28 protein-coding genes are annotated in these 24,178 nt (G+C 72.8%); 15 read left to right on the top strand and 13 right to left on the bottom strand.

Going from position 1 to position 24,178, the window contains the following annotated elements; genetic code table 11:
- Positions 1-20 precede the first annotated feature (20 nt).
- Complete coding sequence (locus AMK25_RS15750; RefSeq protein WP_073829106.1) at positions 21-869, top strand: hypothetical protein; 849 nt, start codon at positions 21-23, stop codon at positions 867-869.
- A 1-nt stretch (position 870) separates the two neighbouring features.
- Here the strand turns inward: AMK25_RS15750 and AMK25_RS15745 are convergent, their stop codons facing one another.
- The 3 genes from AMK25_RS15745 to AMK25_RS15735 all read right to left on the bottom strand — a co-directional run bounded on the left by AMK25_RS15745 (position 871) and on the right by AMK25_RS15735 (position 3,779).
- A complete protein-coding gene (locus AMK25_RS15745; RefSeq protein WP_073829105.1) occupies positions 871-2,946 on the bottom strand; it encodes an amylo-alpha-1,6-glucosidase in 2,076 nt (691 codons plus the stop codon).
- Positions 2,943-3,326 (bottom strand): SCP2 sterol-binding domain-containing protein, encoded by a 384-nt coding sequence (locus AMK25_RS15740; protein ID WP_073829104.1) that lies wholly within the window; start codon positions 3,324-3,326, stop codon positions 2,943-2,945. Before AMK25_RS15740 ends, AMK25_RS15745 begins: the two co-directional genes overlap by 4 nt.
- 78 nt (positions 3,327-3,404) lie before the next feature.
- Complete coding sequence (locus AMK25_RS15735; protein ID WP_073829103.1) at positions 3,405-3,779, bottom strand: DsrE family protein; 375 nt, start codon at positions 3,777-3,779, stop codon at positions 3,405-3,407.
- A 12-nt stretch (positions 3,780-3,791) separates the two neighbouring features.
- Here AMK25_RS15735 and mtfM point away from each other — a divergent pair, with 12 nt between their 5' ends.
- Together mtfM and AMK25_RS15730 are read left to right on the top strand one after the other, a co-directional pair.
- Complete coding sequence (gene mtfM, locus AMK25_RS32980) at positions 3,792-3,896, top strand: small membrane protein MtfM (RefSeq protein WP_030504452.1); 105 nt, start codon at positions 3,792-3,794, stop codon at positions 3,894-3,896.
- Between the two features lie 4 nt (positions 3,897-3,900).
- Positions 3,901-4,488: an FABP family protein gene (locus AMK25_RS15730; RefSeq protein WP_073829102.1), complete on the top strand. Its 588-nt coding sequence runs from the start codon at positions 3,901-3,903 to the stop codon at positions 4,486-4,488.
- A 74-nt stretch (positions 4,489-4,562) separates the two neighbouring features.
- Here AMK25_RS15730 and AMK25_RS15725 read toward each other — a convergent pair whose 3' ends face one another.
- Positions 4,563-5,414, bottom strand: a complete 852-nt coding sequence (locus AMK25_RS15725; RefSeq protein ID WP_073829101.1) for an aminotransferase class IV — start codon at positions 5,412-5,414, stop codon at positions 4,563-4,565.
- 91 nt (positions 5,415-5,505) lie between these two features.
- Between AMK25_RS15725 and AMK25_RS15720 the strand changes: the two genes are divergently transcribed.
- The 4 genes from AMK25_RS15720 to AMK25_RS15705 all read left to right on the top strand — a co-directional run bounded on the left by AMK25_RS15720 (position 5,506) and on the right by AMK25_RS15705 (position 9,025).
- Positions 5,506-5,913 (top strand): Fur family transcriptional regulator, encoded by a 408-nt coding sequence (locus AMK25_RS15720; RefSeq protein WP_073829100.1) that lies wholly within the window; start codon positions 5,506-5,508, stop codon positions 5,911-5,913.
- A complete protein-coding gene (gene ygfZ, locus AMK25_RS15715) occupies positions 5,910-7,019 on the top strand; it encodes a CAF17-like 4Fe-4S cluster assembly/insertion protein YgfZ (RefSeq protein WP_073829099.1) in 1,110 nt (369 codons plus the stop codon). Before AMK25_RS15720 ends, ygfZ begins: the two co-directional genes overlap by 4 nt.
- A 112-nt stretch (positions 7,020-7,131) precedes the next feature.
- A complete protein-coding gene (locus AMK25_RS15710) occupies positions 7,132-7,971 on the top strand; it encodes a 3-keto-5-aminohexanoate cleavage protein (protein WP_073829098.1) in 840 nt (279 codons plus the stop codon).
- 94 nt (positions 7,972-8,065) lie between these two features.
- Positions 8,066-9,025 carry an asparaginase gene (locus AMK25_RS15705; protein ID WP_241826369.1) on the top strand — a complete coding sequence of 320 codons (960 nt, stop codon included), beginning with the start codon at positions 8,066-8,068 and terminating at the stop codon, positions 9,023-9,025.
- Positions 9,026-9,260: 235 nt separating this feature from the next.
- On the opposite strand, the gene AMK25_RS15700 is transcribed toward AMK25_RS15705, so the two are convergent.
- Positions 9,261-10,058: an alpha/beta fold hydrolase gene (locus AMK25_RS15700; protein WP_073829096.1), complete on the bottom strand. Its 798-nt coding sequence runs from the start codon at positions 10,056-10,058 to the stop codon at positions 9,261-9,263.
- A 112-nt stretch (positions 10,059-10,170) separates the two neighbouring features.
- On the opposite strand from AMK25_RS15700, the gene AMK25_RS15695 reads away from it, so the two are divergent.
- The 5 genes from AMK25_RS15695 to AMK25_RS15675 all read left to right on the top strand — a co-directional run bounded on the left by AMK25_RS15695 (position 10,171) and on the right by AMK25_RS15675 (position 13,544).
- Positions 10,171-10,788, top strand: coding sequence for a helix-turn-helix domain-containing protein (locus AMK25_RS15695; protein ID WP_073829095.1), 618 nt, complete (start codon positions 10,171-10,173; stop codon positions 10,786-10,788).
- Complete coding sequence (locus tag AMK25_RS15690) at positions 10,785-11,525, top strand: hypothetical protein (RefSeq protein WP_073829094.1); 741 nt, start codon at positions 10,785-10,787, stop codon at positions 11,523-11,525. The genes AMK25_RS15695 and AMK25_RS15690 overlap by 4 nt, the downstream gene beginning before the upstream one ends.
- Positions 11,526-11,596: 71 nt before the next feature.
- Positions 11,597-11,911 (top strand): DUF2516 family protein, encoded by a 315-nt coding sequence (locus AMK25_RS15685; protein WP_030504568.1) that lies wholly within the window; start codon positions 11,597-11,599, stop codon positions 11,909-11,911.
- Positions 11,908-12,795: an alpha/beta fold hydrolase gene (locus AMK25_RS15680; RefSeq protein WP_073829093.1), complete on the top strand. Its 888-nt coding sequence runs from the start codon at positions 11,908-11,910 to the stop codon at positions 12,793-12,795. Before AMK25_RS15685 ends, AMK25_RS15680 begins: the two co-directional genes overlap by 4 nt.
- 11 nt (positions 12,796-12,806) lie before the next feature.
- Entirely contained in the window at positions 12,807-13,544 is a 738-nt protein-coding gene (locus AMK25_RS15675) for an alanyl-tRNA editing protein (protein ID WP_073829092.1), read from the top strand.
- A gap of 9 nt (positions 13,545-13,553) precedes the next feature.
- Here the strand turns inward: AMK25_RS15675 and AMK25_RS15670 are convergent, their stop codons facing one another.
- Positions 13,554-14,225 (bottom strand): nucleotidyltransferase domain-containing protein, encoded by a 672-nt coding sequence (locus AMK25_RS15670; protein ID WP_073829091.1) that lies wholly within the window; start codon positions 14,223-14,225, stop codon positions 13,554-13,556.
- 76 nt (positions 14,226-14,301) lie between these two features.
- Here AMK25_RS15670 and AMK25_RS15665 point away from each other — a divergent pair, with 76 nt between their 5' ends.
- On the top strand, positions 14,302-15,216 hold the full coding sequence (locus tag AMK25_RS15665; protein ID WP_073829090.1) for an SDR family oxidoreductase: 915 nt from the start codon (positions 14,302-14,304) through the stop codon (positions 15,214-15,216).
- On the opposite strand, the gene AMK25_RS15660 is transcribed toward AMK25_RS15665, so the two are convergent.
- The gene (locus AMK25_RS15660) at positions 15,207-16,202 is read right to left on the bottom strand and encodes a helix-turn-helix transcriptional regulator (protein WP_073829089.1); all 996 of its coding nucleotides are present in this window, start codon (positions 16,200-16,202) and stop codon (positions 15,207-15,209) included. The two genes, AMK25_RS15665 and AMK25_RS15660, sit on opposite strands and share 10 nt — an antisense overlap.
- Positions 16,203-16,242: 40 nt before the next feature.
- Here AMK25_RS15660 and AMK25_RS15655 point away from each other — a divergent pair, with 40 nt between their 5' ends.
- Entirely contained in the window at positions 16,243-17,034 is a 792-nt protein-coding gene (locus AMK25_RS15655; protein ID WP_073829088.1) for an EI24 domain-containing protein, read from the top strand.
- A 1-nt stretch (position 17,035) separates the two neighbouring features.
- On the top strand, positions 17,036-17,554 hold the full coding sequence (locus tag AMK25_RS15650; RefSeq protein WP_073829087.1) for an O-acetyl-ADP-ribose deacetylase: 519 nt from the start codon (positions 17,036-17,038) through the stop codon (positions 17,552-17,554).
- Here AMK25_RS15650 and AMK25_RS15645 read toward each other — a convergent pair.
- The 6 genes from AMK25_RS15645 to AMK25_RS15620 form a co-directional block, all read right to left on the bottom strand.
- Positions 17,547-18,452 carry a GNAT family N-acetyltransferase gene (locus AMK25_RS15645; protein WP_073829086.1) on the bottom strand — a complete coding sequence of 302 codons (906 nt, stop codon included), beginning with the start codon at positions 18,450-18,452 and terminating at the stop codon, positions 17,547-17,549. The two genes, AMK25_RS15650 and AMK25_RS15645, sit on opposite strands and share 8 nt — an antisense overlap.
- Positions 18,453-18,576: 124 nt before the next feature.
- Positions 18,577-19,584: a LacI family DNA-binding transcriptional regulator gene (locus tag AMK25_RS15640; protein ID WP_073829085.1), complete on the bottom strand. Its 1,008-nt coding sequence runs from the start codon at positions 19,582-19,584 to the stop codon at positions 18,577-18,579.
- 19 nt (positions 19,585-19,603) lie between these two features.
- On the bottom strand, positions 19,604-20,971 hold the full coding sequence (locus AMK25_RS15635; RefSeq protein WP_073829084.1) for a GH1 family beta-glucosidase: 1,368 nt from the start codon (positions 20,969-20,971) through the stop codon (positions 19,604-19,606).
- A complete protein-coding gene (locus AMK25_RS15630; RefSeq protein WP_073829083.1) occupies positions 20,968-21,801 on the bottom strand; it encodes a carbohydrate ABC transporter permease in 834 nt (277 codons plus the stop codon). Before AMK25_RS15630 ends, AMK25_RS15635 begins: the two co-directional genes overlap by 4 nt.
- Complete coding sequence (locus AMK25_RS15625; protein WP_073829082.1) at positions 21,798-22,787, bottom strand: carbohydrate ABC transporter permease; 990 nt, start codon at positions 22,785-22,787, stop codon at positions 21,798-21,800. The genes AMK25_RS15630 and AMK25_RS15625 overlap by 4 nt, the downstream gene beginning before the upstream one ends.
- Positions 22,788-22,855: 68 nt before the next feature.
- Positions 22,856-24,166 (bottom strand): ABC transporter substrate-binding protein, encoded by a 1,311-nt coding sequence (locus AMK25_RS15620; protein ID WP_073829081.1) that lies wholly within the window; start codon positions 24,164-24,166, stop codon positions 22,856-22,858.
- Positions 24,167-24,178 lie beyond the last annotated feature (12 nt).

Genomic DNA, 24,178 nt, shown 5'->3' with positions numbered 1-24,178 from the left:
GCACGTGACACCATGGCCGGGTGACTGCCGTCGAGACGGGCTACGCCCCGCCCAACCCTGGAGAGCAGCCGGGCAACGGCCGGCGTCGGCTGCGCTGGCTGACGGTCGCCACTGTGGCGTGGGCCGTGCTGCTGGCCGGGCTGACCTGGTGGTCGGTGCGTACCGACCCGCCGACGGTCAAGGAGCAGCGCTCACTGGACCAGGCCGGTCCGGTGGTGGACCGGGCGATCGGCGAGCTGACCGGCGCGGTCGGGTCCGACGGCGTACCGGCGCTCGTGCCGGACCGGCTGGAGCGCGGCTGCCGGATCACGCCGATGGACTCCGGCGCGACGCTTGAGCGTGGCGTCGAGGTGGCGATCGGCGGCGACAACGTGCGCGCGGTGCTGCAGCGCATCGCCGACCGGCTGCCGCAGGCGTGGCGGGCGGGCGTGTCGACGTTCGACGGCGAGCCGCTGCTGCGCGCCGACGCCGGCGACTTCGTCGCGGTCGAGGGCCGCGCCGACGGCCCGGGCCGGGTGCTGCTGACCGCCGCGACCGGCTGCCGGCCGCTTGGTTCCGGCTACCGCGCGCCGACCGCCGACGCCGCGGCCGAAGCCGGCGCGCTGGCGTCGGCGCTGGGCCGGTGGGGCGGCGCGACCGGCGCGGTCCAGGTCCTGGCCGCGCCCTGCCCTGGTGGGGGCGCCGCCCGCACCGCGCGGGGCGAGGCCGCCGCGCCGGCGGATCAGCCGCTCGCCGCCGCGTTCGGCGGTGGCGCCGCGCCGGTGGTGGACTCCGCCGACCGGTACGCGCGCCCGGGCGAGCCGGCCGTGCTGGCCGAGCGGGTCGACGAGCGGGTGCGCGTGGCGGTGACCACGCCCTGCCCGGCCTGACTCACTCGCCGGGCAACGCGAGCGGCGGCGGCGCCGGCTCCTCGTGCGGTTCCCGGCTGCGGCCCAGCGCGTCCACCCGGCCCCAGCGGCCCGGGATGTCGAGCAGCTCGACCCGGCCCATGCCCGGCGGTACGGCCGGGTCGATGATCAGGTGCTCGCCCTGCGGCTCCAGCCCGAGCATCACCCGTAGCAGCAGCAGCGGAGTGCCGGCGGACCACGCCTGCGGGCTGCACGCCGTGGGGTACTCCACCGGGTAGTCGGTGAGGCCACGTTCGTAGCCGGCGAACACCTCGGGCAGTCGGCCGTCGAAGTAGCGGGACGCGCTCAACAGCGCGTCGCAGAGCAGGCCGGCCTCCCGGCGGAAGCCGTACCGCCACAGGCCCCAGGCGATGATCGAGTTGTCGAACGGCCACACCGTGCCGACGTGGTAGCCGACCGGGTTGTACCGGCCCTGGTCGTCGGCGAGCGTGCGTACCCCCCAGCCGGAGAACAGACGCGGCCCGAGCAGATGCGCGGCGATCGCCGGGGCCCGGGACTCGTCCACGATGCCGCTCCACAGCAGGTGGCCGATGTTCGAGGAGAGCGCGTCCACCTGCTGGCCCCGCGGGTCGAGCGCCAGCGCGTAGTACTCCCGGTCCGCGATCCAGAAGTCGCGGTTGAACCGTTCCTTCAGCGCCGCGGCCTCCTGCTCCAGCTGGTCGGCGTACGCCGGGTCCTGCCAGTGGGTGCGGGCCATGCGGGCGGCGCGCATCTTCGCGTCGTACGTGTACCCCTGCAGCTCGCAGGTGGCCCGGGGGAACTCCGGCATCCGCCCGTCGGCGTAGGAGATGGCTTCCGGTGAGTCCTTCCAGCACTGGTTCGGCAGCCCGGTCTCCGGGTTGCGGGACATGTACCAGACGTAGCCGGTGCCGAGCAGGTCCCCGTACGTGTCGAGCCAGGTCAGCGCCGCCCGGGTCTCGTTCTCCAGGTTGCGTACCAGATCGGCGTCGCCGGTCCACCGCTCGTACTCGTCGAGCAGGATCACGAACAGCGCCGTGGTGTCGGCCGCGCCGTAGTACGGCGAGTGCGGTTGCTCCTCGAACCCGGCGCTCTCGCCGTAGCGCAGCTCGTGCAGGATCTTGCCCGGCTCCTCGTCGCGGAAGTCGTCGACCCGGCTGCCCTGCAGACCGGCCAGCATGACGATCGTCGGTTTGACCAGGTCGGGCAGGAACGGCAGCACCTGGAGCGAGGTGAAGATGCTGTCCCGGCCGAACAGCGTCATGAACCAGGGCAGGCCGGCGGCGAGCAGCCGGACCCCGAGTGTGATCGACTCGTACCGGAGCGCGGCCAGGTCGTTGAGGCTTCGCCGGTACGCCCCGGCCAGCGGCTCGCAGTCGCAGCCCAGCTTCGGCGCGCGGCTGATCAGGGCGCTCTGCTCGGCCTCGATCTCGGCTGCGGTGCGCTGGCCGCCCAGCGGCAGGACGGCCCGGATGTCCTCGCCACGGGCGCCGTAGATGATGGTGTTGACGTGCAGCCGGGTGGTCCATTCGCCGTGCGGGCCGACCCGGACCCGGAAGGTCATCCCGTCCGCGTCGACCTCGACCGGCGCGCTGCTGGTCACCAGCGTCTCGCGGCGGAACGCCTCCCGGTGGTAGGTCAGCCGCAGGCCGTTCCGCTCCACCGTCGGCGTGGTGCGTCCCTTCTTGTCACGCCGGTTCTTGATCTCCAGGAGGTCGGCGAAGTCGGAGCCGATGTCCAGCCGGAGGTGGAACTCCTGTTCCTGTTCGGAGTGATTGAGCACTGTCAGTTCCTCGTCGAGGCTGGCCCCGATCGCGCGGCTGCGGATCACCGACACGTTGGCGTCCAGGTAGTGCGTCGGCTCGCCGGGGACCAGGAAGAACCGGGTCTTGTACGACAGCGAGTCGTCGATGGAGAGCGCGTGCAGGCGTTGCCCGTCGATGGTGAGGAACCAGGTGGAGAGGAACCGGGTGTCGAAGGCGAACAGCCCGGTGGGGAAGTCGTACGACGGCTCGATGTTGCCGCGATCGTCGCTGACCAGGAACGTGTTGCCGTCGAGGATGCTGACCCGGTCCTTCACACCAGCCGCCGGACGTGCTCGCGGGCGGCGTCCCGGGGATCCCGCACGTCGGGCCGTTGCGGCAGGAATCGGCGGAACGCCAGGAACAGCACGACGTGACCGCTGAACGTGGCCTCGTTGCGCAGCACCGCGGCCATGCCCGCCGCCCGCCCGGTGACGAGCTTCTCGAACAGCTCGGTGGACAGCGTCAGCACGCCGTCCGCCTGCCGTTGCTCCTCCCGGCTCACCTGCGCCGACCCGGGGGCCAGCGTCACGTACCAGTGCTCGGTACGGTTGCCGTCGGCCAGATCGATCTGAAGCGTCCCCCCGACCGGGCTGTTCAGGACGGCTGCGGCACGCGCCGGCAGCGACGCGAAGAACTCCTGGATCGCCTGACTCACATTCGCATGGTAGGCAGCATCCGGACATACCGGGCCAGGATCGGCGCACTGGGCAGAATGGACAACCTGGACCGGTTGTCAGTAGACCAACGCCTGTGCGCCCTCGGCCATCGCTTCCTCGACGAAGACGGCGGCGCCCGCGATGCGTACGCCGGGGATGACGTCGTCCGTGCCGATGTCCCGCCGGGCCGCGCACTGGGTGCAGGCGGTCACCCGGCCGGTGGCCAGGACGACGTGCAGGAGTTCGCCCAGCGGTGCGGAGTGCGGCAGCTCGAACGACTCGGCCCGTCCGGGGAGCGCGAACCAGGTCGATTCGCCGGTGAGCCAGAGCGAGACGTCCACCCCGGCCGCGGCAGCGGTGGCGGCGACTGTGAACGCCTGGGCGCAGCGTTCCGGTGAGTCCGCGCCGGCGGTGGCCTTGACGACAAGAGAGCGCGCCATGCCGCCCAGCATAGGATGGTCCGGATGGTTACCGAGATCGGGTTCGTCAGCCTGCTGGTCGCCGGCCTGGGCGCGCTCGCCGGTGGCCTGGTCTATCTCGCGGTCCGCATAGCTAGAGGTAAGTGGTGAATCTGTGAGTGAGAATCCGCTTCAGCCGCCGTGGTTGAACGCGCCGCCGGTCGAGGAGTACCCGTACGAGGAGAGCCACGACCTGCGCGTCGGCCCGAAGCTGCACCCGAGCCTGGACGGCCTGCTGCCGTACATCGGGGTGTGGCGCGGCCGGGGCCGGGGTGGGTTCCCGACGATCGAGGACTTCGACTACGCGCAGGAGATCCGGATCAGCCACGACGGCCGGCCGTTCCTGTTCTACGAGTCGCGGGCCTGGCTCCTGGACGAGGAGAGCCGCCCGGTCCGTCCGGCCGGCCGCGAGGTGGGCTGGTGGCGTCCGGTGTTCGACGGTGAGCAGGTCACCGACGAGCTGGAGGCGCTGATGACCACGCCGACCGGCGTGATGGAGCTGCACATCGGCAAGCGCAAGGGCACCCAGATCGAGTTCGTCACCGACGCGGTGGTGCGTACCGCCACGGCGAAGGAGGTCACCGCCGGCGCCCGGCTTTTCGGCATCGTCGAGGGCGCCCTGCTGTACGCGCAGGAGATGGCCGCCGTGGGCCAGCCGCTGAGCCCGCACCTGTCCGCCCGCCTGACCCGGGTAGCCGGCTGACCCGTCCCGTTCCGTTCCGACGATCATGAAGTTGGCGGCGACGGTTGCCCGATTTGTGCCCGCCAACTTCATGATCAACGGGGTGGGGGGAAGTTCAGGAGGGCCTGGATGCGGGGGGTCAGGGGGGAACTCGGGCGGGCAGTGCCGTCCAAGGTCGTGATCTCGACCGGGCCGCGTAGGGAGCTGGTCAGCCAGATCGCCTCGGCCTCGTGCAGGTCGGGCACTGTGGGCAGGTGCTCAGCCGGGGTCAGGCCCAGCTCGGCGGCGCGTTCCAGCAGGTGGCGGGCGGTCACGCCGGGCAGGATGCCGGTCTGCGCCGCCGGCACCGTGCAGAGCGTCCCGCCGCGCAGCCACACCACGTTGGCGGTGGGCCCCTCCAGCACGTAGCCGTCCGTCGAGACCCAGAGCACGTCGTCCACCCCGGAACGTTGCGCCCACCGCCGGGCCGCGGTGCTCAGCGCGTACGAGGTGGACTTCACACCGCTCGGCAGCCACCCCAGCTCCGGGCGGGACCGGGCGGCCACCCCGAGCGGCAGCGTGGCCACCGTCACCCCGGTCCGCCGGGCCAGCCGGGCGGACGCGGGCACCTCGCCCAGCGTGGCGTACACCGTGGCCGGCCCGCCGCCCTCCGGCCCTCGGGTGCAGACCAGCCGCAGCGCGCCCTCGGTCTCCGGCGGCCAGCCGGCGCGGACCGCGTCCAGCAGCTCGACGAGCGCGCCGTCCGGTGGCAGCGGCAGGCCGATCGCCGCCGCGCCCGCCCGTAGCCGGGCCAGGTGCGGCGCCAGCAGCCAGGGGCACCCGTCGCGCAGGTGCAGCGTCTCGAACAGGCCGTCGCCGTGCAGCACACCCCGGTCGTCGCCGCGCAGCACCGGCTCACCGGCCGGTACGAGTCCCCGGCCGAGCACCGCCACCCGCGTCGCCTCCACGGCCGCAGCGTAGTGGCGTACCCCGGCGGCGGACGGACCGGCGCGGCGGCCGAACTATGATCGAAGGGTGTCCGAATCCTCCCTCGCGGAAATGCTCCGCGCGCGCGGGCTGCGGCTGACGGCCCAGCGGCAGCTGGTGCTCCAGGCCGTCCTCGACCTCGGGCACGCCACCCCGGAGCAGGTGCACACGGCGGTCCGTGAGGTAGCGGCCGGCGTCAACATCACCACCATCTACCGCACCCTGGAGCTGCTGGAACGGCTCGGTCTGGTCACGCACACGCACCTGTCGCACGGTTCGCCGACCTACCACGCGGCCGGCGAGCACCAGCACGTGCACCTGGTGTGCCGGGAGTGCGGAGCGATCGACGAGATCTCACCCGAGATGCTCCGCCCGCTCGCGGACCAGCTGGCCGACCAGCGCGGGTTCCAGGTCGACATCGGGCACGTCGCGCTCTTCGGAGTCTGCGGCCGCTGCGCACAGGACGGGGAACGCACATGATCGACATCGCCGGAGCGGTGACCACCGACGCCATCGACGACCAGACCCGCGACCAGCCCGAACCGGCCCACCGCGCGGCCGGTGTCGGCCCGGTGGCCGCGCACTACGGCGACCCGATGCGCGAGCAGCGGCTCCTGGCCACCGGCGTGGGGCTGGTCGACCGCTCGCACCGGGGCGTGGTCGCCGTGCCGGGCGAGGAACGGATCAGCTGGCTGCACACGCTGACCAGCCAGCATCTGGCCGCGCTGGCGCCGTGGCAGGGCACCGAGCTGCTGGTGCTCTCGCCGCACGGGCACGTCGAACAGCACGCGATGGTCGCCGACGACGGCGAGACCACCTGGCTGGACACCGAGCCGGGGATGACCGGCGGCCTGCTGTCGTACCTGGAGAAGATGCGGTTCTTCAGCAAGGTCGACCCGCGCGACGCCACCGCCGAGTACGCGCTGCTGTCGCTGGTCGGGCCGGACGCGCCCGGCGCGCTCGACACGCTCGGCGTGACCGGGCTGGCCGCCCCCGACGTAGCAGCGGTGCCGGGTCCGAAGTTCCGTTCCGGCGAGCTGCCCGCGCGGCCCTCCGTGGTGTACGACGTCAAGCCGCTGCCGATCGGCGGCTGGGCCCGCCGGGTGGCGCTCGGCGTCGACCTGCTGGTACCCCGCGCCGCCATGGACGGGGTGGTCGCCGAACTGCGCGGCGCCGGGGTGCCGGTGGCCGGGCTGTGGGCGTACGAGGCGACCCGGGTGGCCGCCAAGCAGGTGCGGGCCGGGGTGGACACCGACCACCGCACGATCCCCGCCGAGGTGGACCTGATCGCCCCGGCCGTGCACCTGGACAAGGGCTGCTACCGGGGGCAGGAGACGGTGGCCCGGGTGCACAACCTGGGCAAGCCCCCGCGCCGGCTCGTCCTGCTGCACCTGGACGGCGTGATGAGCGACCAGCCGCCGGCCGCCGGTACGCCGGTGACGCTCGACGGCCGGACGGTCGGCTTCGTGGGCACCGCCGTGCAGCACTACGAGCTGGGCCAGGTCGCGCTGGCGGTGCTGAAGCGCAACACGCCCGACGACGCCCGCCTGCTGGTCGGCGAAACCGCCGCCGCCGTCGACGTGTAAGGAAGGGCCCCCTATTAACGCCTCCGGTAGAGGAAGGGTCCCTTCTTAACGCCGCTCACGCCGGAAATTCTCCGGTCGACCCGGTGCCGGGCGCCGGTCTAGGATCCGGGGCATGACGACAGGGACGTTGATCACGGTTGCCCCCACCGGCGCGGAGTCGGCGAAGGCGGAGGTGCCGGCGCTGCCGGTCACGCTCGACGAGCTGCTGCTGACCGCCAAGGAGTGCGAGGCGCTCGGCGCCGCCGTGATCCACGTCCACATCCGCGACGACGACGCGCGGCCCACGCTCGACCAGGGGCGGCTGCGGGACACCGTGGCCGCGCTGCGGGAGAACACCGACCTGATCGTGCAGCTCTCCTCCGGCGGCGCGGTGACCGACCCGGAGTCCGCCCGGCTCGCGGTGCTCGACGCCGGGCCGGACATGGCCTCCTGCACCATGGGCACCGTCAACTTCGGCGACGACGTGTTCCTCAACCGGTGGGAGTTCATCGTCGACCTGCACACCCGGATGCAGGAGCGGGGCGTCGTCCCCGAGTACGAGATTTTCGACCTGGGCCACCTCACCGCGTTGCAGCGGCTGCTCGGCAAGTACGGCCTGCCGCACGGCGGGCACGTGCACGTCGACTTCGTGATGGGTGTGCCGGGCGGCATGCCGGGCACCACGGCGACCCTGGTGGCGGCCCAGCAGATGCTGCGCGACCTGCCCGAGGGCACCACGTTCTCGGCCACCGGCATCGGGCGCAGCACGATCCCGGTGATGATGGCCGCGCTGTCGACCGGCGGTCACCTGCGTGTCGGCATGGAGGACACTGTCACGTACGCCAAGGGGCGCCCGGTGGAGTCCAACATGCAGCTCGTCGCGCGGGCGGTCGGCTTCGCCCAGCTCGCCCAGCGGCCCCCGCTGAGCACCGCCGAAGCCCGTACGCTGCTCGGTCTTCCGGCCACCAGGTAAGCGGCGCACGGGCCGGCGGCCATGTACGGCCCCGGACGACGTCGCAGGTCACCCCGCCGCCGACCGGGTCCGCCCCATCGGTACGGTCCATAACGTGGGAAAGACGTACGAGGGCGGCGTGCCGCTCGCCGAGGTGGTCCGGTCCGGCTTCGTGGAAGGCGTCCACCGGGGTTCCGTGGTGGTGCTCGACGCCGCCGGTGCGCCTGTCGCCGGGGCCGGAGACGTCACCTCGCCGATCTTTCCCCGCTCGTCCAACAAGCCGATGCAGGCGATCGGGATGCTCCGGGCCGGTCTGCCGCTCACCGACCCCGCCGACGTGGCGCTGGTCGCGGCCAGTCACGCCGGTGAGGAGTTCCACATCGAGCGGGTCACCGCGCTTCTGCGCGACGCCGGGCTGACCGGGGACGCGCTGCACTGCCCGCCGGACCTGCCGGTCGGCGAGGCCGCCCGGGAGGCGGTGCTGCGGGCCGGCGGAGGTCCGGCCCGGGTGCTGATGAACTGCTCCGGCAAGCACGCCGGCATGCTGCGCACCTGCCTGGCCGCCGGCTGGCCGCTGGACGGCTACTGGCGGCCAGAGCACCCGCTCCAGCAGCGACTGACCGCCACGATCGAGGAGTTCACCGGGGAACGGGCGGCGGCGGTCGGGGTGGACGGCTGTGGCGCTCCGGTGCTGGCCGTCTCGCTCACCGGGCTGGCGCGCGCGTTCCTGCGGCTGGTCGACGCCGAGCCGGGCACCGTCGAGCGGACCGTGGCGGACGCGATGCGGACGTACCCGGAGCTGGTCGGCGGCACCCAGGCCGAGGACACGCGGCTGATGCGCGGCGTACCCGGCCTGCTCGCCAAGATCGGCGCGGAGGGCGTGATCGCGGCGGCGGTCCCGGGGGTCGGCGCGGTCGCCCTGAAGATCGACGACGGCGCGGCCAGGGCCCGCATGCCCGTCCTCGCCTCGGCGCTGTCCCGCCTGGACGTCCGCGCGCCGATCCTCACCGAGTACGCCGAAACCCCCGTGCTGGGCGGCGGCCTCCCCGTAGGCGCAACCCGCCCCCTCTGGTAACCCCGCCCCCGCCCCAAGCTTCCCCGCCCCGCCGATCTTGCACTTTCGGCCCCTGCTGTGCCGGTAATGCCCCTTTTATCAGGGCAGCAAGTGCAAGATCGCTGGGACCTCACGCCGGCCCCGCCCCGCCCGCCCCGGCTCGGCGATCTTGCACGTTCGGCCCCAGGTGTGCCCGTAACACCTTGTTTGTCGGGGCAGCAAGTGCAAGATCGGTGAGGGCTGGGGCGCGGGACGGTCAGGGGAGGAAGGACAGGAGGGTGGGGTTGACCTCGGTGGGGCGCTCCAGGGGGAGCAGGTGCGCCGCGTCTGGGACGTCGGGGAGGCGTACACCTCGCGGGGCCTCGTCGGCGATGCGGTCGGCCAGGCGGCGGATGTCGGCCAGGTCGTCGGCGCCGGTGCCGACCAGCACCGGTACGCGCAGCTCGCCCAGCCGGTCGATCGCCGGCGGGTCCAGCTCGCCCACCTCGATCGCGCTCAGCGCCTGCTCGGCGGCGAGCGCCCGGCGGTCCATCTCCTCGGCGAACCGGATCAGTTCCGGGTCGACGTCCTCCGGGCGGCGGGTCGGGCCGACCACCCAGAACCGCACCTCCCCGGCGGCGGTGGCGGCGAAGTCCTCCGGGTCCACGTCGCCGACCAGTTCCTCCCAGAGCTGCTCGGTCTCCTCGGACCACTCGTTGCCGGAGACCGGCGCGCCGAACAGCGCCAGCGCCGAGATCCGCTCCGGGTGGGCGAGCGCGGCGTCCACCGCGACCCGGCCGCCGAACGAGCAGCCGACGAGCGCGGCCTGCTCGATGCCCAGCGCGTCGAGCAGCCCGATCACGTCGTCGTGGTTGGTGAACGGCGTGGGCGGCAGTTCCGACTCGCCGTAGCCGCGCAGGTCCAGCGCGATCACCCGGTGTCGCTGCGCGAGCGCCGGGATCTGCCCGCGCCACATCCGCCGGTCGGCGATGCCGGCGTGCAGCAGCACCACTGCGGTGCCGGTGCCGCTCTCGTCGTACGCGAGCCGCGCGCCGTTGATCTCGATCTTGGTCACGGGGAAGAACGGTACGGACCGGACATGGGCTCCGCAACCGCCATTGGTGACCCTGCTAACTCTGGTTAGCGTTTTGCTTGCAGGAGTTAGCAGCCCGAGCTAGCGTTGAGTCATGGCCACCAGCAAGGACCTTCCCGATGTCGGCGGGTTCATTCGCGACCTGCGGCGCAACGCGAAGATCTCACTGCGCCAGCTCGCCGAGCAGGCGGGTGTCAGCAATCCCTACCTGAGCCAGATCGAGCGAGGGCTGCGCAAGCCGAGCGCCGAGGTGCTCCAGCAGCTCGCCAGCGCGCTGCGCGTCTCCACCCCGGCGATGTACCTGCGGGCCGGGCTGCTGGACGACAAGGAGGGCCAGGGCGTGCTCGCGGCGATCGCTGTCGATCCCGAGCTGACCATGGCCCAGAAGCAGTCGCTCACCCAGATCTACGAGACGTTCCGGCGCGAGAACGCGCGCCTGGCCGAGGCGACCGAGGCAGCCGCGACGACGGAAACGGCCGATACGGCCGCTCCGGCGGAGCCGGCCACCGCGCCCGAGGCTCCGGCGACCGTCGCCGCTGCCGCCACCGGTCCCGTCACGCCGGAGGGCACACCGACCGAGGCGGTCCTCGAATCGGTAGCCGTCACCGAAGCGGGCGCCGCGCCCGCGCCGACCACCGCCGCCCCTGAGCACACGACCGCCCGCCGGGCGGCCCGGAAGGCCGCCGGTGCGGCCGAGGAGGAGCAGTCATGACCACCCAGCCGAAGACCAACCGCATCCCCGCACCCCTCTACGCCGCCGCCGGCGCCGGTGAACTGGCCCTGGAGCAGCTGCGCAAGCTGCCGACGGTGGTCAGCGGCCTCGGCACCCGGGTCGTCGCCGACCTCGGCGGCAAGGCAGTCGTCACCGGTTTCGAGCTGCGCCAGAAGGCCACCGAGACGCTGAAGACCGCCAACCAGACCGCCACCGGGCTGCGCGAGCGGGCCGTCGCCACCGACCTCGACCAGCTCCGCGAGGCGGCCAACCTGGAGAAGCTGCGCGAGGCCGCCAACCTGGACAAGCTCCGCGAGGCCGCCACCCGCAACGCCGCCGTCGTGGTGGCCGGTGCGCACGCCGCGCAGGAGCGCGCCCTGGCCGCGTACGCCGAGCTGGTCGCCCGCGGTGAGCGCGTCGTCGGCGCCGGTGTGCTGGAGGCCGCCGACACGGTGAACGCCGACATCGCGGCCACCGAGGCGACCGGCACCGAGGTAACCCCGAAGGCCGAGATCACCCCGAAGCCGGAGACCGCGCCGAAGACCGAGGTGCCCAGCCCGGCCGAGGTGGCCGAGGCGGTGGCCGCCAAGCCGGCCGCGGTGAAGCGCACCCGCGCCACCAAGGCGACCGCGACCAAGGCCGTCGCCAAGACGACCGCGACCAGGGCCGCCAAGCCGGCCACCCCGTCGGCGAAGCTGCCGAAGGCCACGAAGCGGACCCGCCCGGCCGCCGAGTGACCTGATGCTCCACCGGACCCCGGACAACGTCTTGTCGGACGTTTCCGGGGTCTCGGCATAAGCTTGCCCCCATGGCCATCGCCGCGCCGATCTTCGCGTTCGCAGTCCAAGACGTGATCCAGCTGATCCTGCTCGTCTTCGCCCTGGTCGTACAGGGAGTGGCGCTGGTGCACGCGGTCACCCAGCGCGGCGACGGTTTCGCCGCTATCGGCACGCTGCCCAAGGGCGGCTGGGTCGCCATCCTGGCGGTCTGCCTGCTGTTGACCCTGCTCGGCTTCGGCCCGATCAGCCTCTTCGGACTGATCGGCATCGCGGCCGGTCTCATCTACCTGCTCGACGTGCGGCCCGGCCTGCGGGACCTGCACGACGGCCGAGGGTCCTGGTGAGAGGTTTCCGCTGGCCCCCGCCGCCGGACGGCGGCCCCCGCACCTGGGGGCCGGGTCCCGGCGCGCCCCGGACCGGGCGGCCCGCGCTGCCGGAGCCGGAGACGGAACTGGTCGCGACGCCGCACGGCGTGAGCCTGGAGCGCCTGGTCACCGGCACCGGTGAGCCGGTCACCGTGTTCGCGCACGGGCTGGGCAACGGCATCGCCACCACCCGTCCGTTCGGCAGCGGCGTCGCCGGCCGGCGCATCTTCTTCCAGTTCCGTGGGCACGGCCGCTCCGACTCCCCGCCCGGCCCGTGGAGCTATCTGGACCTCGCCCGTGACCTGCGCGCGATCGCGGACCTGGGCGGCGCGACCCGGGCGTTCGGCGCCAGCCTCGGCGCGGGCGCGCTCTGCCGGCTGCTCGCGGAGAGCCCGGAACGCTTCGAGCGGCTCGTCTTCTTCCTGCCCGCCGTGCTGGACACGCCGCGTGGCGAGGTGGCGCGGGCCCGGCTCACCGGCCTGCTCGACGCGGTGGCCGAGGGCGACGCCTCGGCGCTGGCCGACGTGGTGTCGCTGGAACTGCCGCCGTCGGTGCGCAACACCCCGGCCGGCTGGGCCTACCTGCGGCAGCGGCTCGACCAGTTGCTGCGCGACGGTCTCGCGCCGGGGCTGGCCGACCTGCCCGGGCAGGCCCCGCTCGACGACGCCGGGTCGCTCGCCGCGGTCACCGCGCCGGCGCTTGTCATCGCCGCCGCCGACGACGACCTGCACCCGGTCGCCGTCGCCGAACGGCTGGCCGCCGCGCTCCCGAACGCCACACTGCACGTGTACGACCGGCCCGGCGTGCTCTGGACCGAACGCGCCGACCTGCGGGGGCGCGTCTCGGAGTTCCTGAACGGGTAACGTCGCCGTCCATGGGCGTCACACACCACGGCCGTACGCACCGGCTCGACCTCGCCGACCCGACCCTGCGCGAGTGGACGTGCCGGGTGCTGGCGGCCGACCCCGAGCAGGGCATCGTGCTGGACCGGTCCGCGTTCTACCCGGGTGGCGGCGGGCAGCCGCCGGATCACGGGGTGCTGCTCTGGCAGGGCGTACAGACCCGCATCGTCGGCACCCGCAAGGGCGACGACCTGTGGCTGATCCCGGCCGAGGGTGACCCGGTGCCGCCGGTCGGCACCGAGGTGGTCGGCGCGGTGGAGGACGCCCGCCGGAGCATGCTGATGCGTACCCACTCCGGGCTGCACGTGCTCTGCGGCGTGGTGTTCCGTGACTTCGGCGCGCTCGTGACCGGCGGCAACATGGAGCCGGGCGAGGCCCGGATGGACTTCAACCTGCCCGAGGTGCCGCCGGACTTCAAGGCCCGCATCGAGGAGCTGGTGAACGCCGAGGTGGCCGCCGACCGGTCGGTGGCAGTGCGGGTGCTGCCGCGCGCCGAGGCGCTCGCGCTGCCGGACATCATCCGTACCCAGTCGAACCTGATCCCGCCGGAGGAGCAGGAGGTGCGGATCGTCGACATCGTCGGGCTGGACGTGCAGGCCGACGGCGGCACGCACGTCGCCTCCACCGCCCAGATCGGCAAGGTCCAGGTGGTCAAGGTGGAGAGCAAGGGGCGGGCCAACCGCCGGGTACGGGTGCGCCTGGCGGACTGACCCGCCCGGTCACCGCGGCAGGTGGGCCGCCCGGACGGCGAGCAGCCAGCGTTCCACCGTCTCCTCGTCCGGGCGCTCCGGCAGCGGTGAGCGGATCCGGTCGAACTCCGTCTCGGCGTCCGCCACCAGGGCCTGCGCCTCCTCCAGCGCGCCGCCGGAAACCCGTTCGCCGAACGCGCGGAACCACCCCGGGTCGGCGAGGCGGATCTGGAGCACGCCCGTCGCGTACAGCACCCGGCCCTGGTGCAGCAGCCGGGCCAGGTGCCGGGCGTGCTTCGCCGAGCGTCGCCGCCCACCGGCGTCGGCGGGCCGGCCGGCGAGTTTGCGGAACTGCTGCGCGGCGTACCCGAGGTAGGCGTCGCGGACCCGGGGCGCGCTCAGGAACGCCGACCGGATGGCGATCAGCTCCTCGCCGAATGCGGTACGGGTCTCGTAGCAGTCGTCGGGCAGCCACATCAGCTCGGTGGCTGTCGGGTTGCCGCTCAGCGCCAGCAGCGCGTACTTGCGGGCCTCGTGCAGGGTGACGTCCGGCTCGGTGGTCACGACCGACTCGCGGGGCGGGCGCAGGCCGTGGAACGCGACTGTGGGCGCGGCGAACACGCCGAGCCGGTCGGTGTCCGAGCCGGGGCCGGCCAGCCCGTACGCGACCGAGCCGACGATCCCGGACAGCAGCAGGTGCATACCGGTGATGATCGCCCATCCGGTTCGTTCGGGAAACCGGACTTCCGTTGTCAGGTATCGCTGACACGGTGATCCCATGAACTCACCACTGACCGGAACTGTCGCGCTCGTCGCGGGCGCGACCCGGGGCGCCGGCCGGCAGATCGCCGTGCAGCTCGGCGCCGCCGGGGCCACCGTCTACGCCACCGGCCGCACCACCCGGGAGCGCCGCTCCGAGATGGACCGGCCGGAGACCATCGAGGAGACCGCCGAGCTGGTCACCGCCGCCGGGGGCACCGGGATCGCCGTCGCTGTCGACCACCTCGACCCCGAGCAGGTACGCGCCCTGGTCGAGCGGATCGACGCCGAGCAGGGCCGCCTCGACGTGCTCGTGAACGACGTCTGGGGCGCGGACCCGCTGATCACCTGGGAGAAGCCGGTCTGGGAGCAGCCGCTCGACGCCGGGTTCCGCACGCTGCGCCTGGCAGTCGACACGCACATCATCACCAGCCACTTCGCGTTGCCGCTGCTGATCCGCAACCCGGGCGGGCTGGTCGTCGAGGTCGGCGACGGCACCAAGGAGCACAACGACAGCGAGTACCGCCTGTCGGTCTTCTACGACCTGGCGAAGGTGTCGGTGAACCGGCTCGGCTTCAGCCAGGCGCACGAGCTGGCCCCGCACGGCTGCACCGCTGTCGCGCTCACGCCCGGCTGGCTGCGCTCGGAGGCGATGCTCGAACACTACGGCGTCACCGAGGCCACCTGGCGCGACGGCGCGAAGACCGAGCCGCACTTCGTCATGTCGGAGACGCCGGCGTTCGTCGGGCGCGCGGTGGCCGCCCTGGCCGCCGACCCGGACCGGGCCCGCTGGAACGGGCAGTCCCTCGACAGCGGCGGCCTGGCCCAGGTGTACGGCTTCACCGACGTCGACGGCACCCGCCCGCACTGGGCCCGCTACTACGAGGAGGTGGTCAAGCCGGGCAAACCGGCCGACGACGCCGGCTACCGCTGACCGGCGTCCTTCGACGGTTCGGTGTAGAGCGCCGCCGCGCGGCGGGCCGCCTCGGCGAAGCGTGCCCGCAGCTGCGGCGGCGCCAGCACCTCCACCTCCGGGCCCAGCGCCAGCAACTGGCTGTACGCCACGTCCACCGACTCGACAGGCAGTCGCAGCACCAGCCGCCCCTGCTCGTCCGGCGGCCCGGCCGCGTCCACCGCCTCGGTGTAGACGAACGGCGCGTCCACCAGGTGCCGCAGCCCCCGTAGCCCTGCCGGCCCCAGCCGCACTGTGACCCGCTCCCGCAGCAGCTCACGCAGGAACGCGCCGGCCTGCTCCCGCCAGTACGCCCCGAGGTCGAAACCCTCGTCCCGCTCGAACCCGTCGGCGCTCACCTCGACCGCCACCACCCGGTCCACCCGGTACGTCCGCCAGGCGTCACCGACCCGGCCGACCAGGTACCAGACCCCGTTCTTCAGCACCAGCCCGTACGGCGCCAGCGTGCGGGTCACCTCCCGGTCCCCGCGCCGGTAGCGCAGCTCGACCATCCGGTCCCGCCAGACCGCCCGGGCCAGCTCGGCGAGCGTCGGCGGCGCCGGGGTCTCCCGGAACCAGCCGGGCACGTCCAGGTGGAACCGCTGCCCGGTACGCGCGGGCGCGTCCCGCAGGCTCGGCGGCAACGCGGCCAGCACCTTCAGCTCGGCGGCGGCCACCGAGTCGGCCAGTCCCATGTCCCCGGCCGGACCGGGCAGCCCGGCCAGGAACAGCGCCTCGGCCTCGTCCCGGCTCAACCCGGTCAACCGGGTCCGGTAGCCGCCCAGCAGCCGGTAGCCGCCGGCCCGGCCCCGGTCCGCGTACACCGGAACACCGGCGGCGGACAGCGCCAGCACGTCCCGGTAGACGGTGCGCTCGGACACCTCCAGCTCGCGGGCCAGCTCGGCGGCGGTCATCGTCTCCCGGGACTGGAGCAGCAGCACAAGCGAGATCAGCCGGGACGCACGCACAGGCCCATTGTGGTGCACCGGCAGATTAGGCTGTGCCGTCGTGAACGCCTCCCGTACGATCGCGCCGGTCACCGGCGCGGCCACCCGCTTCCTCGGCGGTGCTGGGCTGCTGCTGCGCGGCTTCGGCATGTACGTCCGCAGCCCGAAACTGATGCTCCTCGGCGTGATCCCGGCGCTGATCACCGGTGCGCTCTACGTGGCGCTGTTCGCCACGCTGCTCTACTTCGTCGACGACCTGGCGGGCTGGCTCACCCCGTTCGCCGACGACTGGTCGTCGCCCTGGCGCGGGCTGCTGCGGGTCGCCGCCGGACTGGCGGTGGTCGGGGTCGCCGGGCTGGTCGGGGTGCTCACGTTCACCGCCGTCACGCTGGTCATCGGCGACCCGTTCTACGAGGCGATCTCGGAGCGGGTCGAGGACCGGCTCGGCGGCGCCCCGGGCGCGGTGGACGTGCCGTTCTGGTCCTCGCTGCGGCGCAGCCTCGCCGACTCGCTGCGCCTGGTGGCGCTGTCCGCGCTGATCGGCGTACCCCTGTTCGCCGCCGGTTTCATCCCGGTGGTGGGACAGACGGTGGTCCCGGTGGTCGGCGCCCTGGTGGGTGGCTGGTTCCTGGCGCTGGAGCTGGTCGGCGCGCCGTTCTACCGGCGCGGGATGCGGCTGCCGGACCGGCGGGTGCGGCTGCGGGCCGACCGGCCGACGGCGCTCGGCTTCGGGGTGGCGGTCTTCCTGTGCTTCCTGATCCCGCTCGGCGCGGTGCTGGTCATGCCGGCCGCCGTCGCCGGCGCCGCGCTGCTGGCCCGCCGTTCGCTGGGCCAGCCCATCGAGGAGAGCTGAGATGGACACCGTCCTGATCGAGGGGGACATCACCGCGCAGCAGGTCGACGCGATAGTCAACGCCGCGAACTCGTCGCTGCTCGGCGGCGGGGGCGTGGACGGCGCGATCCACCGGCGCGGCGGCCCGGCGATCCTGGAGGAGTGCCGGGCGCTGCGCGCCTCCCGGTACGGGCGCGGGCTGCCCACCGGCCAGGCGGTCGCCACCACCGCCGGCAACCTGCCCGCGCGCTGGGTGGTGCACACGGTCGGGCCGGTCTTCTCGCCGGGCGAGGACCGTTCGGCGCTGCTGCGCGACTGCTACGCCAACAGCCTGCGCGTCGCCGACGGGCTGGGCGCGACCCGGGTGGCGTTCCCGCTGATCTCCGCCGGGATCTACGGCTGGCCGGTCGAGGACGCGGTGGCTCAGGCGCTCACCGTGCTGCACGCGGCCACGCCGGTGCACGTCACCGAGGCGCGGCTGGTGCTGTTCGGCGCCGACACGTACGCCACGGCGGTGCGGGTGGCCGCCGGGCTCAACTGAGCGTGCGCCGGCATGACCACTGGCTGTCCACCGGCCGGTAGCCGAGCCGCTCGTTGACCGCCAGCATCGGCGCGTTCGCCTCGTCGTTCGACGTGTACGCGGTGCGTACCCCGCGTGCCGCGGCGGCGTGCAGCGCGGCCTGCTTGGCCAGCCGGGCCAGCCCGCGTCCCCGGTACGCGGGCAGCGTGCCGGTGAAGTCCGACCACATCCGGTCGCCGTCGCGCTTGACCAGGCTCAGCGTGACCAGTTCGCCGTCCACCTCGGCGAGCGTGCTGGCCTCCCGGTCCAGGCCCGGGTTGTCCCAGCACTCGTGCCGCCACAGGTCGAAGCCGAGCGAGTCCGTCGGGACGTCCCCCGGCTCGTCCCGGGACGACTCGGCGTCGACCCGGTGCACCAGGCGCGGGTCGAGCCCGGCGGCGGACACCAGCCGTACGCCCGGCGGCGCCTGCGGCATCGGCGGGGCGGTGGTCAGGTCGAGCGCCGAGTAACGCAACTCCCGGCTGGCCGTGAAGCCGTGCCGCTGCGCGAACGGCAGCGACTCGGTCCGCGCGTGGGTGAGCACCCGGGTGGTCCCGAGCGTCCGCAGGTGACCGAGCGCGGTGTCGAACAGCGCGGTGCCGGCGCCTTGGCGGCGGTGCTCCGGATGCACGTGCAGCAGGGCGATCTCGCCCACGCCCGGTGTCGAGGTCTGCGTGTTGCGGTACGCCGACACCCAGCCGACGATCTGCCCGTCCGCCTCGGCGACCCAGCCGGCCCAGCCCTCACCGGGCGGCGGTTCGGCGATCATGCGGCGGGTCGACTCGACGCCGCGCACCAGGTACGGATAGACGAGCGCGCGCAACGCCACCACGGCGGGCGCGTCGTCGGGGCGGGCGGGACGGATCTCGGCTGCACTCATCCGGCGGACCCTAGCCCTGCCGCCGCCCGCGCCGCGACCGGTTAACGCGCGCGGCGGGCTGTGCCGGGCGGGCTGTTAAGAAGGGCCCCCTCCTCTACCTGAGGCGTTAAGAGGGGGCCCTTCCTTACGCGGACTCGCGCAGCACCAGCTCCGTGGGGAGCACCAGCGCCTGCTCGACCGTCTCGCCCGCCGCGATCCGCAGCAGCTGCCGGGTCATCGACCGGCCCAGCTCCACTATCGGCTGCCGCACAGTGGTCAGCGGCGGCTCGGTGTACGCGGCCGTCTCGATGTCGTCGAACCCGATCACCGCCACGTCCTCGGGCACCCGCCGCCCGGCCTCCCGCAGCGTCCGCAGGGCGGCGTGCGCCATCAGGTCGGAGGCGGCGAACACGGCGTCCAGTTCCGGGTCGGCGGCGAGCAGCTCGCGCATCGCGGCGGTGCCGGACTCCCGGGTGAAGTCGCCGTACGCGACCAGCTCCGGCAGCCCGGCCTCGCTGATCGCGCTGCGGTAGCCGATCAGCCGCTCGATCCCGGCGACCATGTCCTGCGGCCCGGCGATGGTGGCGATCCGCCGTCGTCCGCTCGTGATCAGGTGCTGGACCGCCGTGCTCACGCCGCCTTCGTGGTCGACGTCCACGTACGGCACGTCGGCGCCGTCGAGCGGCCGTCCGCTGCACACCACCGGGATGCCGAGGCGGGCCAGCCGGCCGGGCAGCGGGTCCTCGCCGTGCAGCGAGGCGAACAGCACCCCGTCGACGTGCCGGCCGGTGGTGTACCGCTCGACCCGTTCGTGCCCGGCCGGTGAGCCGGCGAGCATCAGCACGAGCTGCTTGTCCGCCGCCTCCAGCTCCTGCGCCGCGCCCCGGATGATGCCCGGGAACACCTGGTCGTCGGAGAAGACCCGGGTGGCCGCCTCGGGCAGCACCAGCGCGACCGAGTCGGTCCGCTGGGTGACCAGGCTGCGGGCGGCGAGGTTCGGGACGTACCCGAGTTCCTCGACCGCCCGTCGTACCGCCTGCCGGATCGGCTCGGCCACAGTGGTCGAGCCGTTCACCACCCGGGAGACGGTGGCCCGGGACACGCCGGCCAGCCGGGCCACCGCCTCCAGGGTCGGTCGCTGTGCCGTCGTCATCCCCGTAACCACCACCTCGTCACAGCCCGTTCCGGGCGATCACCTCCTGGTACCAGCGGGCACTGCGCTTGGGTGTGCGCCGCTGGGTCAGGTAGTCGACGTGGACGATCCCGAACCGCTTCCGGTAACCCTCGGCCCATTCGAAGTTGTCCAGCACCGACCATACGAGATAACCACGCAGGTCCACGCCGCGGGCGATGGCTTCGTGCGCCGCGCGCAGGTGCCCGTCGAGGTAGGCGACCCGGTCGGCGTCGGCCACGCCGCCCTGCTCGTCGACGTCGGTGTCCGGAAACGCCCCGCCGTTCTCGGTGATCACCAACGGCAGCCCGGGGTAGTCGGCGGCCACCCGCTCCAGCAGCCGGGTGAGCCCGGCCGGCTCGATCGACCAGCCCATGTCGGTCAGCGGCCCGGCCGGCGGCAGGAACTCGACCGCACCGGCGGTGCCCGGGTACGCGTCGCCTCCGGTGCCGTCGGGCCGTCCGGCCACGTAGGTGGGCGCGTAGTAGTTCAGGCCGAGCAGGTCCAGCGGCGCGGCGATCAGCTTCTCGTCCCCGTCCCGCACGAAGTCCGGCGTGACGATCCGGCTGACGTGGGCCAGCACGTCCGCCGGGTAGCCGGCGCCGGTGAGCGGGTCCAGGAAGATCCGGTTGTGCAGGCCGTCGACCAGCCGTACCGCCTCGGCGTCAGCGGCGCTCGCGGCGTCCGCCGGCTGCACGTCGGCCAGGTTGAGCGTGATCCCCAGCGTCTCCGCGCCGGCCGAGCGCAGCGCCCGCGCCGCCAGGCCGTGGCCGAGCAGCAGATGGTGTACGGCCCGGAACGCGTCACCGGCGTCGCGGCGCCCCGGCGCGTGCACGCCGGAGCCGTACCCGAGGTAGGCCGAGCACCACGGCTCGTTGAGCGTGGTCCAGGTGCGGACCCGGTCGCCGAGGCGGCCGTGCACGGCGAGCGCGTACTCGGCGAAGTGCTCGGCGGTTTCCCGGACCGTCCAGCCGCCGCGGTCCTCCAGCGCCTGCGGCAGGTCCCAGTGGTAGAGCGTGACGATCGGGTCGAGGCCGGCGTCGAGCAGCGCGTCGGTCAGCCGGTCGTAGAAGTCCAGGCCGCGCGGTTCGACCGGGCCGGTGCCGTCGGGCCGGACGCGGGGCCAGGACACCGAGAACCGGTACGCCCGCAGCCCCAGCTCGGCCATCAGCGCGACGTCCTCGGCGTACCGGTGGTAGTGGTCGCAGGCCACGTCGCCGGTGTGGCCGGCGAACACCGCGCCCGGCGTACGGCTGAAGGTGTCCCAGATCGACGGGCCGCGACCGTAGTCGCGGGCGGCGCCCTCGATCTGGTAGGCGGCGGTGGCCCCGCCCCAGACGAAGCCCTCCGGGAATCGGACGTTGCTCATGCCTTGACCGCACCTTCCATGATGCCGCCGATGATCTGGCGGCCGAAGACGATGAACACCAGCAGCAGCGGCAGCGTGGCGATGGCCGTGCCGGTGAACACCTGCGACATGTCCTGGTAGTACCCGTCGGAGAGGGCCCGCAGCGACAGCTGCACCGTCGGGTTCTCCGGGTCGTTCAGCACCGCGTACGGCCACAGGAAGTCGTTCCAGGTGGTCATGAACGTGAGCAGGCCGAGCACGGCGGCGGCCGGACGCAGCGCGGGCAGCACCACGTTCCAGTAGATCCGGGCGGTGTTGCAGCCGTCCATCCGGGCCGCCTCGATCAGTTCGGTGCTGACCGCCTGGCCCGCGTACTGGCGCATCATGAACACGCCGAAGCCGGTGACCAGCGCCGGCACGATCACGGCGGGCAGCCGGTCGTTCCAGTTCAGCTTCGTCATCAGCAGGTAGAGCGGGATCACGCCGAGCTGGGTGGGGACCATCATGGTGGCGACGATGACCAGCAGCAGCGCGTTGCGCCCGCGGAAGCGCAGCTTGGCGAACGCGAACCCGGCCACCGTGGAGAAGAACACCACCGAGATCGTGACGGTGGTGGCCACGATCGCGGAGTTGATCAGGCCGGTCAGGAAGTACGCGTCGGTGTTGTCGAACAGCCGGGCGATGTTGGCGCCGAGGTTGCCGCCGGGGGTGAGCGGCGGTGGCACCTGGCCCATCGTGTCGCTGGTCCGGCTGGCCACCACGAACATCCAGTAGATCGGGAAGATCGACAGGACGGCTGAGAGGGTCAGCGCCAGGTAGGTGAGCCGGCTTGCCGACCAGAGGCGGGTCATCGGGAGACCTCCTTGCGAGAGCCGCCGCCGAGCCGGCGCAGGAGCAGGACGTTTATCGCCGCCACCACAGCGATGAGCGCGAACAGCAGCCAGGCCACCGCCGAGCCGTAGCCGAAGTTGTAGTGCGGCGCGAACGCGTTCTCGAACATGTACATGGTCACGGTCTGCGACTCCCGTAGCGGGCCGCCGCGGATCGCGTTGGTGCCGGAGTTGAACATCCGGGGCTCGGTGAAGAGCTGAAGGCCGCCGATGGTGGAGATGATGACCGCGAAGATGATCGTCGGCTTGAGCAGCGGCACCGTGATGGACCAGAACTGCCGGGCCCGGCCGGCGCCGTCGATCGCCGCCGACTCGTACAGGTCGCGGGGGATGGCCTGCATGGCGGCCAGGAAGATCAGCGCGTTGTAGCCGGTCCAGCGCCAGTCGACCATGGTGGAGATGGCGACCCACGCGGCGAACCGGTTCGCCTTCCAGTCGATCGCGCTGATGCCGACGTGGTCGAGCAGCCAGTTGATCATGCCGAACTCGCGGCCGAACAGGACCGCGAACACGATCGCCACGGCGGCGGTCGAGGTGACGTTCGGGATCAGCACCGCCATCCGCCAGGTGGTACGGGCGCGGAGCTGGCGGTTGAGCAGGTTGGCCAGCCAGAGCGCGGCGAGCAGCTGGGGAACAGTGGAGATCACGAAGATGCCCAGCGTGTTGACCACCGAGTGCCAGAAGTCCGAGTCGGCGAGCAACTGGGTGTAGTTGTCGAAGCCGATGAACGGGTGCTCGGTGCCGAGCAGGTCCCAGTCGTGCAGCGAGACCCAGAACGTGTACGCCAGCGGGTACGCCCCGAAGACGCCGAAGAGCAGGAAGAACGGGGCGATGAAGAGGTACGGCGAGTACTTGGTGTCGAACCGGCTGAGCCGGTTGCCCAGGCCGGGACGGGTGGGGCGGGGTGCCGGTGCGACCGGCGGGCGGGCGTCGAGCTGGACGGCCATGACCCGGGACTCCTTTCCGCCGTGCGGGCGGCACCCGTTGCCGGGACCGCCCGCACGCGCTGCTCGGGTTACTTGGCGGCGGCCTTCTCGGCGTTGGCGACCGCGTCGGTCCAGCCCTGTTCCGGCGAGCGCTTACCCAGCTCCACGCTGCGGACGGCGTTCTCGACCTCGGTCCGCACGGCCTGGTTCTTGGGGCCCATGTAGACCGGCTTCAGGCTCTTGGCGCCCTCGGCGAAGATCTTCCCGACCGGGGCCTCGGAGAAGTAGGCGTTCTTCGAGTCGACGATCGCCGGGTCCTCCAGCGCCTGCGGCGAAGAGGGCAGGGGACCCTTCGCCTTGAACGCGCCGATCTGGCCCTTGGCGCTGGTCAGGAACTTGGCCAGCTCGATCGCCTCGGCCTGGTGCTTGCTCTGCTTCGGCACCGCCAGGAACGAGCCGCCCCAGTTGCCGCCGTTGCCGGGGACCTGGGCGATGTCCCACTTGCCCTTGGCGCCCGCGCCGGCATTGCCCTCGATCACGCCGGTCATCCAGGCCGGGCAGGCGATGGTGGCGAACTTCGACTGCTTGAACGCCGACACCCACTCCTCGGACCACGAGCCGTACTTGCCGGACAGCCCCGAGTCGATGATGTCCATCGTGGTGTCGTACGCCTGCTTCACCGCCGGGTTGCTGCCCACGACCAGCTTGTTGTCGGTGTCGTAGTAGCTGTAGCCGTTGGAGTTGCCGGCGGTCTGGAGCAGGATCGTGTTGAACGTGTTCGTCGCGGCGTCCAGGAACGAGGCGCCCGTCTTCTTCGCGGTGAACTGCTCGCCGACCTTGATGTAGTCCTGCCAGGTGGGCCAGAGCTTGGACACCGCCTCCCGGTCGGTGGGCAGGCCGGCCTTGGCGAACAGGTCCGTGCGGTAGCACATGGCCATGCCGCCGACGTCCGTGCCGAGACCGATGAGCTGCTTGCCGTCGGCGGTGAGGCCCTGGTTCCACTTCCAGTCGAGGAAGTTGCCCTTCAGGTCGGCCGCGCCGTGGTCGAGCAGGTTGACGAAGTTCTGCGGGTTGGCCTTGTACTCGACGAGCAGGCCCTCCTCGATGGCGACCACGTCGCCGGCGCCCTTGCCCGCGGCGAGCCACTGGGTGAGCTTCGGGGAGTACTCGTCGAGGTTGCCGCCGGTGCCGCGCTCGACGATCTTCACGCCGGGGTGGCTGGCCATGTACTCCTGGTAGAGATCCGCGTAGCCGAACTGGCCGAAGACGTCGACGGTGAGCGTGATCGGCCCGTCGGCGGCGGCCTCGTCGTCGCCGCCTCCGCAGGCGGTGGTGCCGAGCAGCGCGGTGGCGGCGACCAGGGCCACCGCCGCCAGGCGACGGCGCGTGAAGGTGAGCATGCTGTCCTGACC

This window comes from Micromonospora sp. TSRI0369, from assembly GCF_001905625.1.
Taxonomy (GTDB): Bacteria; Actinomycetota; Actinomycetes; order Mycobacteriales; family Micromonosporaceae; genus Micromonospora; species Micromonospora echinospora_A.
Note: the sequence above shows the minus strand (reverse complement) of the source record. Positions and strands in the feature narration are given on the sequence as shown.

Coding starts and splice junctions, on each gene's coding strand:
- AMK25_RS15635 (WP_073829084.1), bottom strand. CDS start 20,971: ATGAGCAACGTCCGATTCCCGGAGGGCTTCGTCTGGGGCGGGGCCACC.
- AMK25_RS15735 (WP_073829103.1), bottom strand. CDS start 3,779: ATGCTGGGCGGCATGGCGCGCTCTCTTGTCGTCAAGGCCACCGCCGGC.
- AMK25_RS15625 (WP_073829082.1), bottom strand. CDS start 22,787: ATGGCCGTCCAGCTCGACGCCCGCCCGCCGGTCGCACCGGCACCCCGC.
- AMK25_RS15630 (WP_073829083.1), bottom strand. CDS start 21,801: ATGACCCGCCTCTGGTCGGCAAGCCGGCTCACCTACCTGGCGCTGACC.
- ygfZ (WP_073829099.1), top strand. CDS start 5,910: ATGATCGACATCGCCGGAGCGGTGACCACCGACGCCATCGACGACCAG.
- AMK25_RS15720 (WP_073829100.1), top strand. CDS start 5,506: ATGCTCCGCGCGCGCGGGCTGCGGCTGACGGCCCAGCGGCAGCTGGTG.
- AMK25_RS15640 (WP_073829085.1), bottom strand. CDS start 19,584: ATGACGACGGCACAGCGACCGACCCTGGAGGCGGTGGCCCGGCTGGCC.
- AMK25_RS15670 (WP_073829091.1), bottom strand. CDS start 14,225: ATGCACCTGCTGCTGTCCGGGATCGTCGGCTCGGTCGCGTACGGGCTG.
- AMK25_RS15620 (WP_073829081.1), bottom strand. CDS start 24,166: ATGCTCACCTTCACGCGCCGTCGCCTGGCGGCGGTGGCCCTGGTCGCC.
- AMK25_RS15650 (WP_073829087.1), top strand. CDS start 17,036: ATGGACACCGTCCTGATCGAGGGGGACATCACCGCGCAGCAGGTCGAC.
- AMK25_RS15645 (WP_073829086.1), bottom strand. CDS start 18,452: ATGAGTGCAGCCGAGATCCGTCCCGCCCGCCCCGACGACGCGCCCGCC.
- AMK25_RS15695 (WP_073829095.1), top strand. CDS start 10,171: ATGGCCACCAGCAAGGACCTTCCCGATGTCGGCGGGTTCATTCGCGAC.
- AMK25_RS15690 (WP_073829094.1), top strand. CDS start 10,785: ATGACCACCCAGCCGAAGACCAACCGCATCCCCGCACCCCTCTACGCC.
- AMK25_RS15665 (WP_073829090.1), top strand. CDS start 14,302: ATGAACTCACCACTGACCGGAACTGTCGCGCTCGTCGCGGGCGCGACC.
- AMK25_RS15675 (WP_073829092.1), top strand. CDS start 12,807: ATGGGCGTCACACACCACGGCCGTACGCACCGGCTCGACCTCGCCGAC.
- AMK25_RS15685 (WP_030504568.1), top strand. CDS start 11,597: ATGGCCATCGCCGCGCCGATCTTCGCGTTCGCAGTCCAAGACGTGATC.
- AMK25_RS15710 (WP_073829098.1), top strand. CDS start 7,132: ATGACGACAGGGACGTTGATCACGGTTGCCCCCACCGGCGCGGAGTCG.
- mtfM (WP_030504452.1), top strand. CDS start 3,792: ATGGTTACCGAGATCGGGTTCGTCAGCCTGCTGGTCGCCGGCCTGGGC.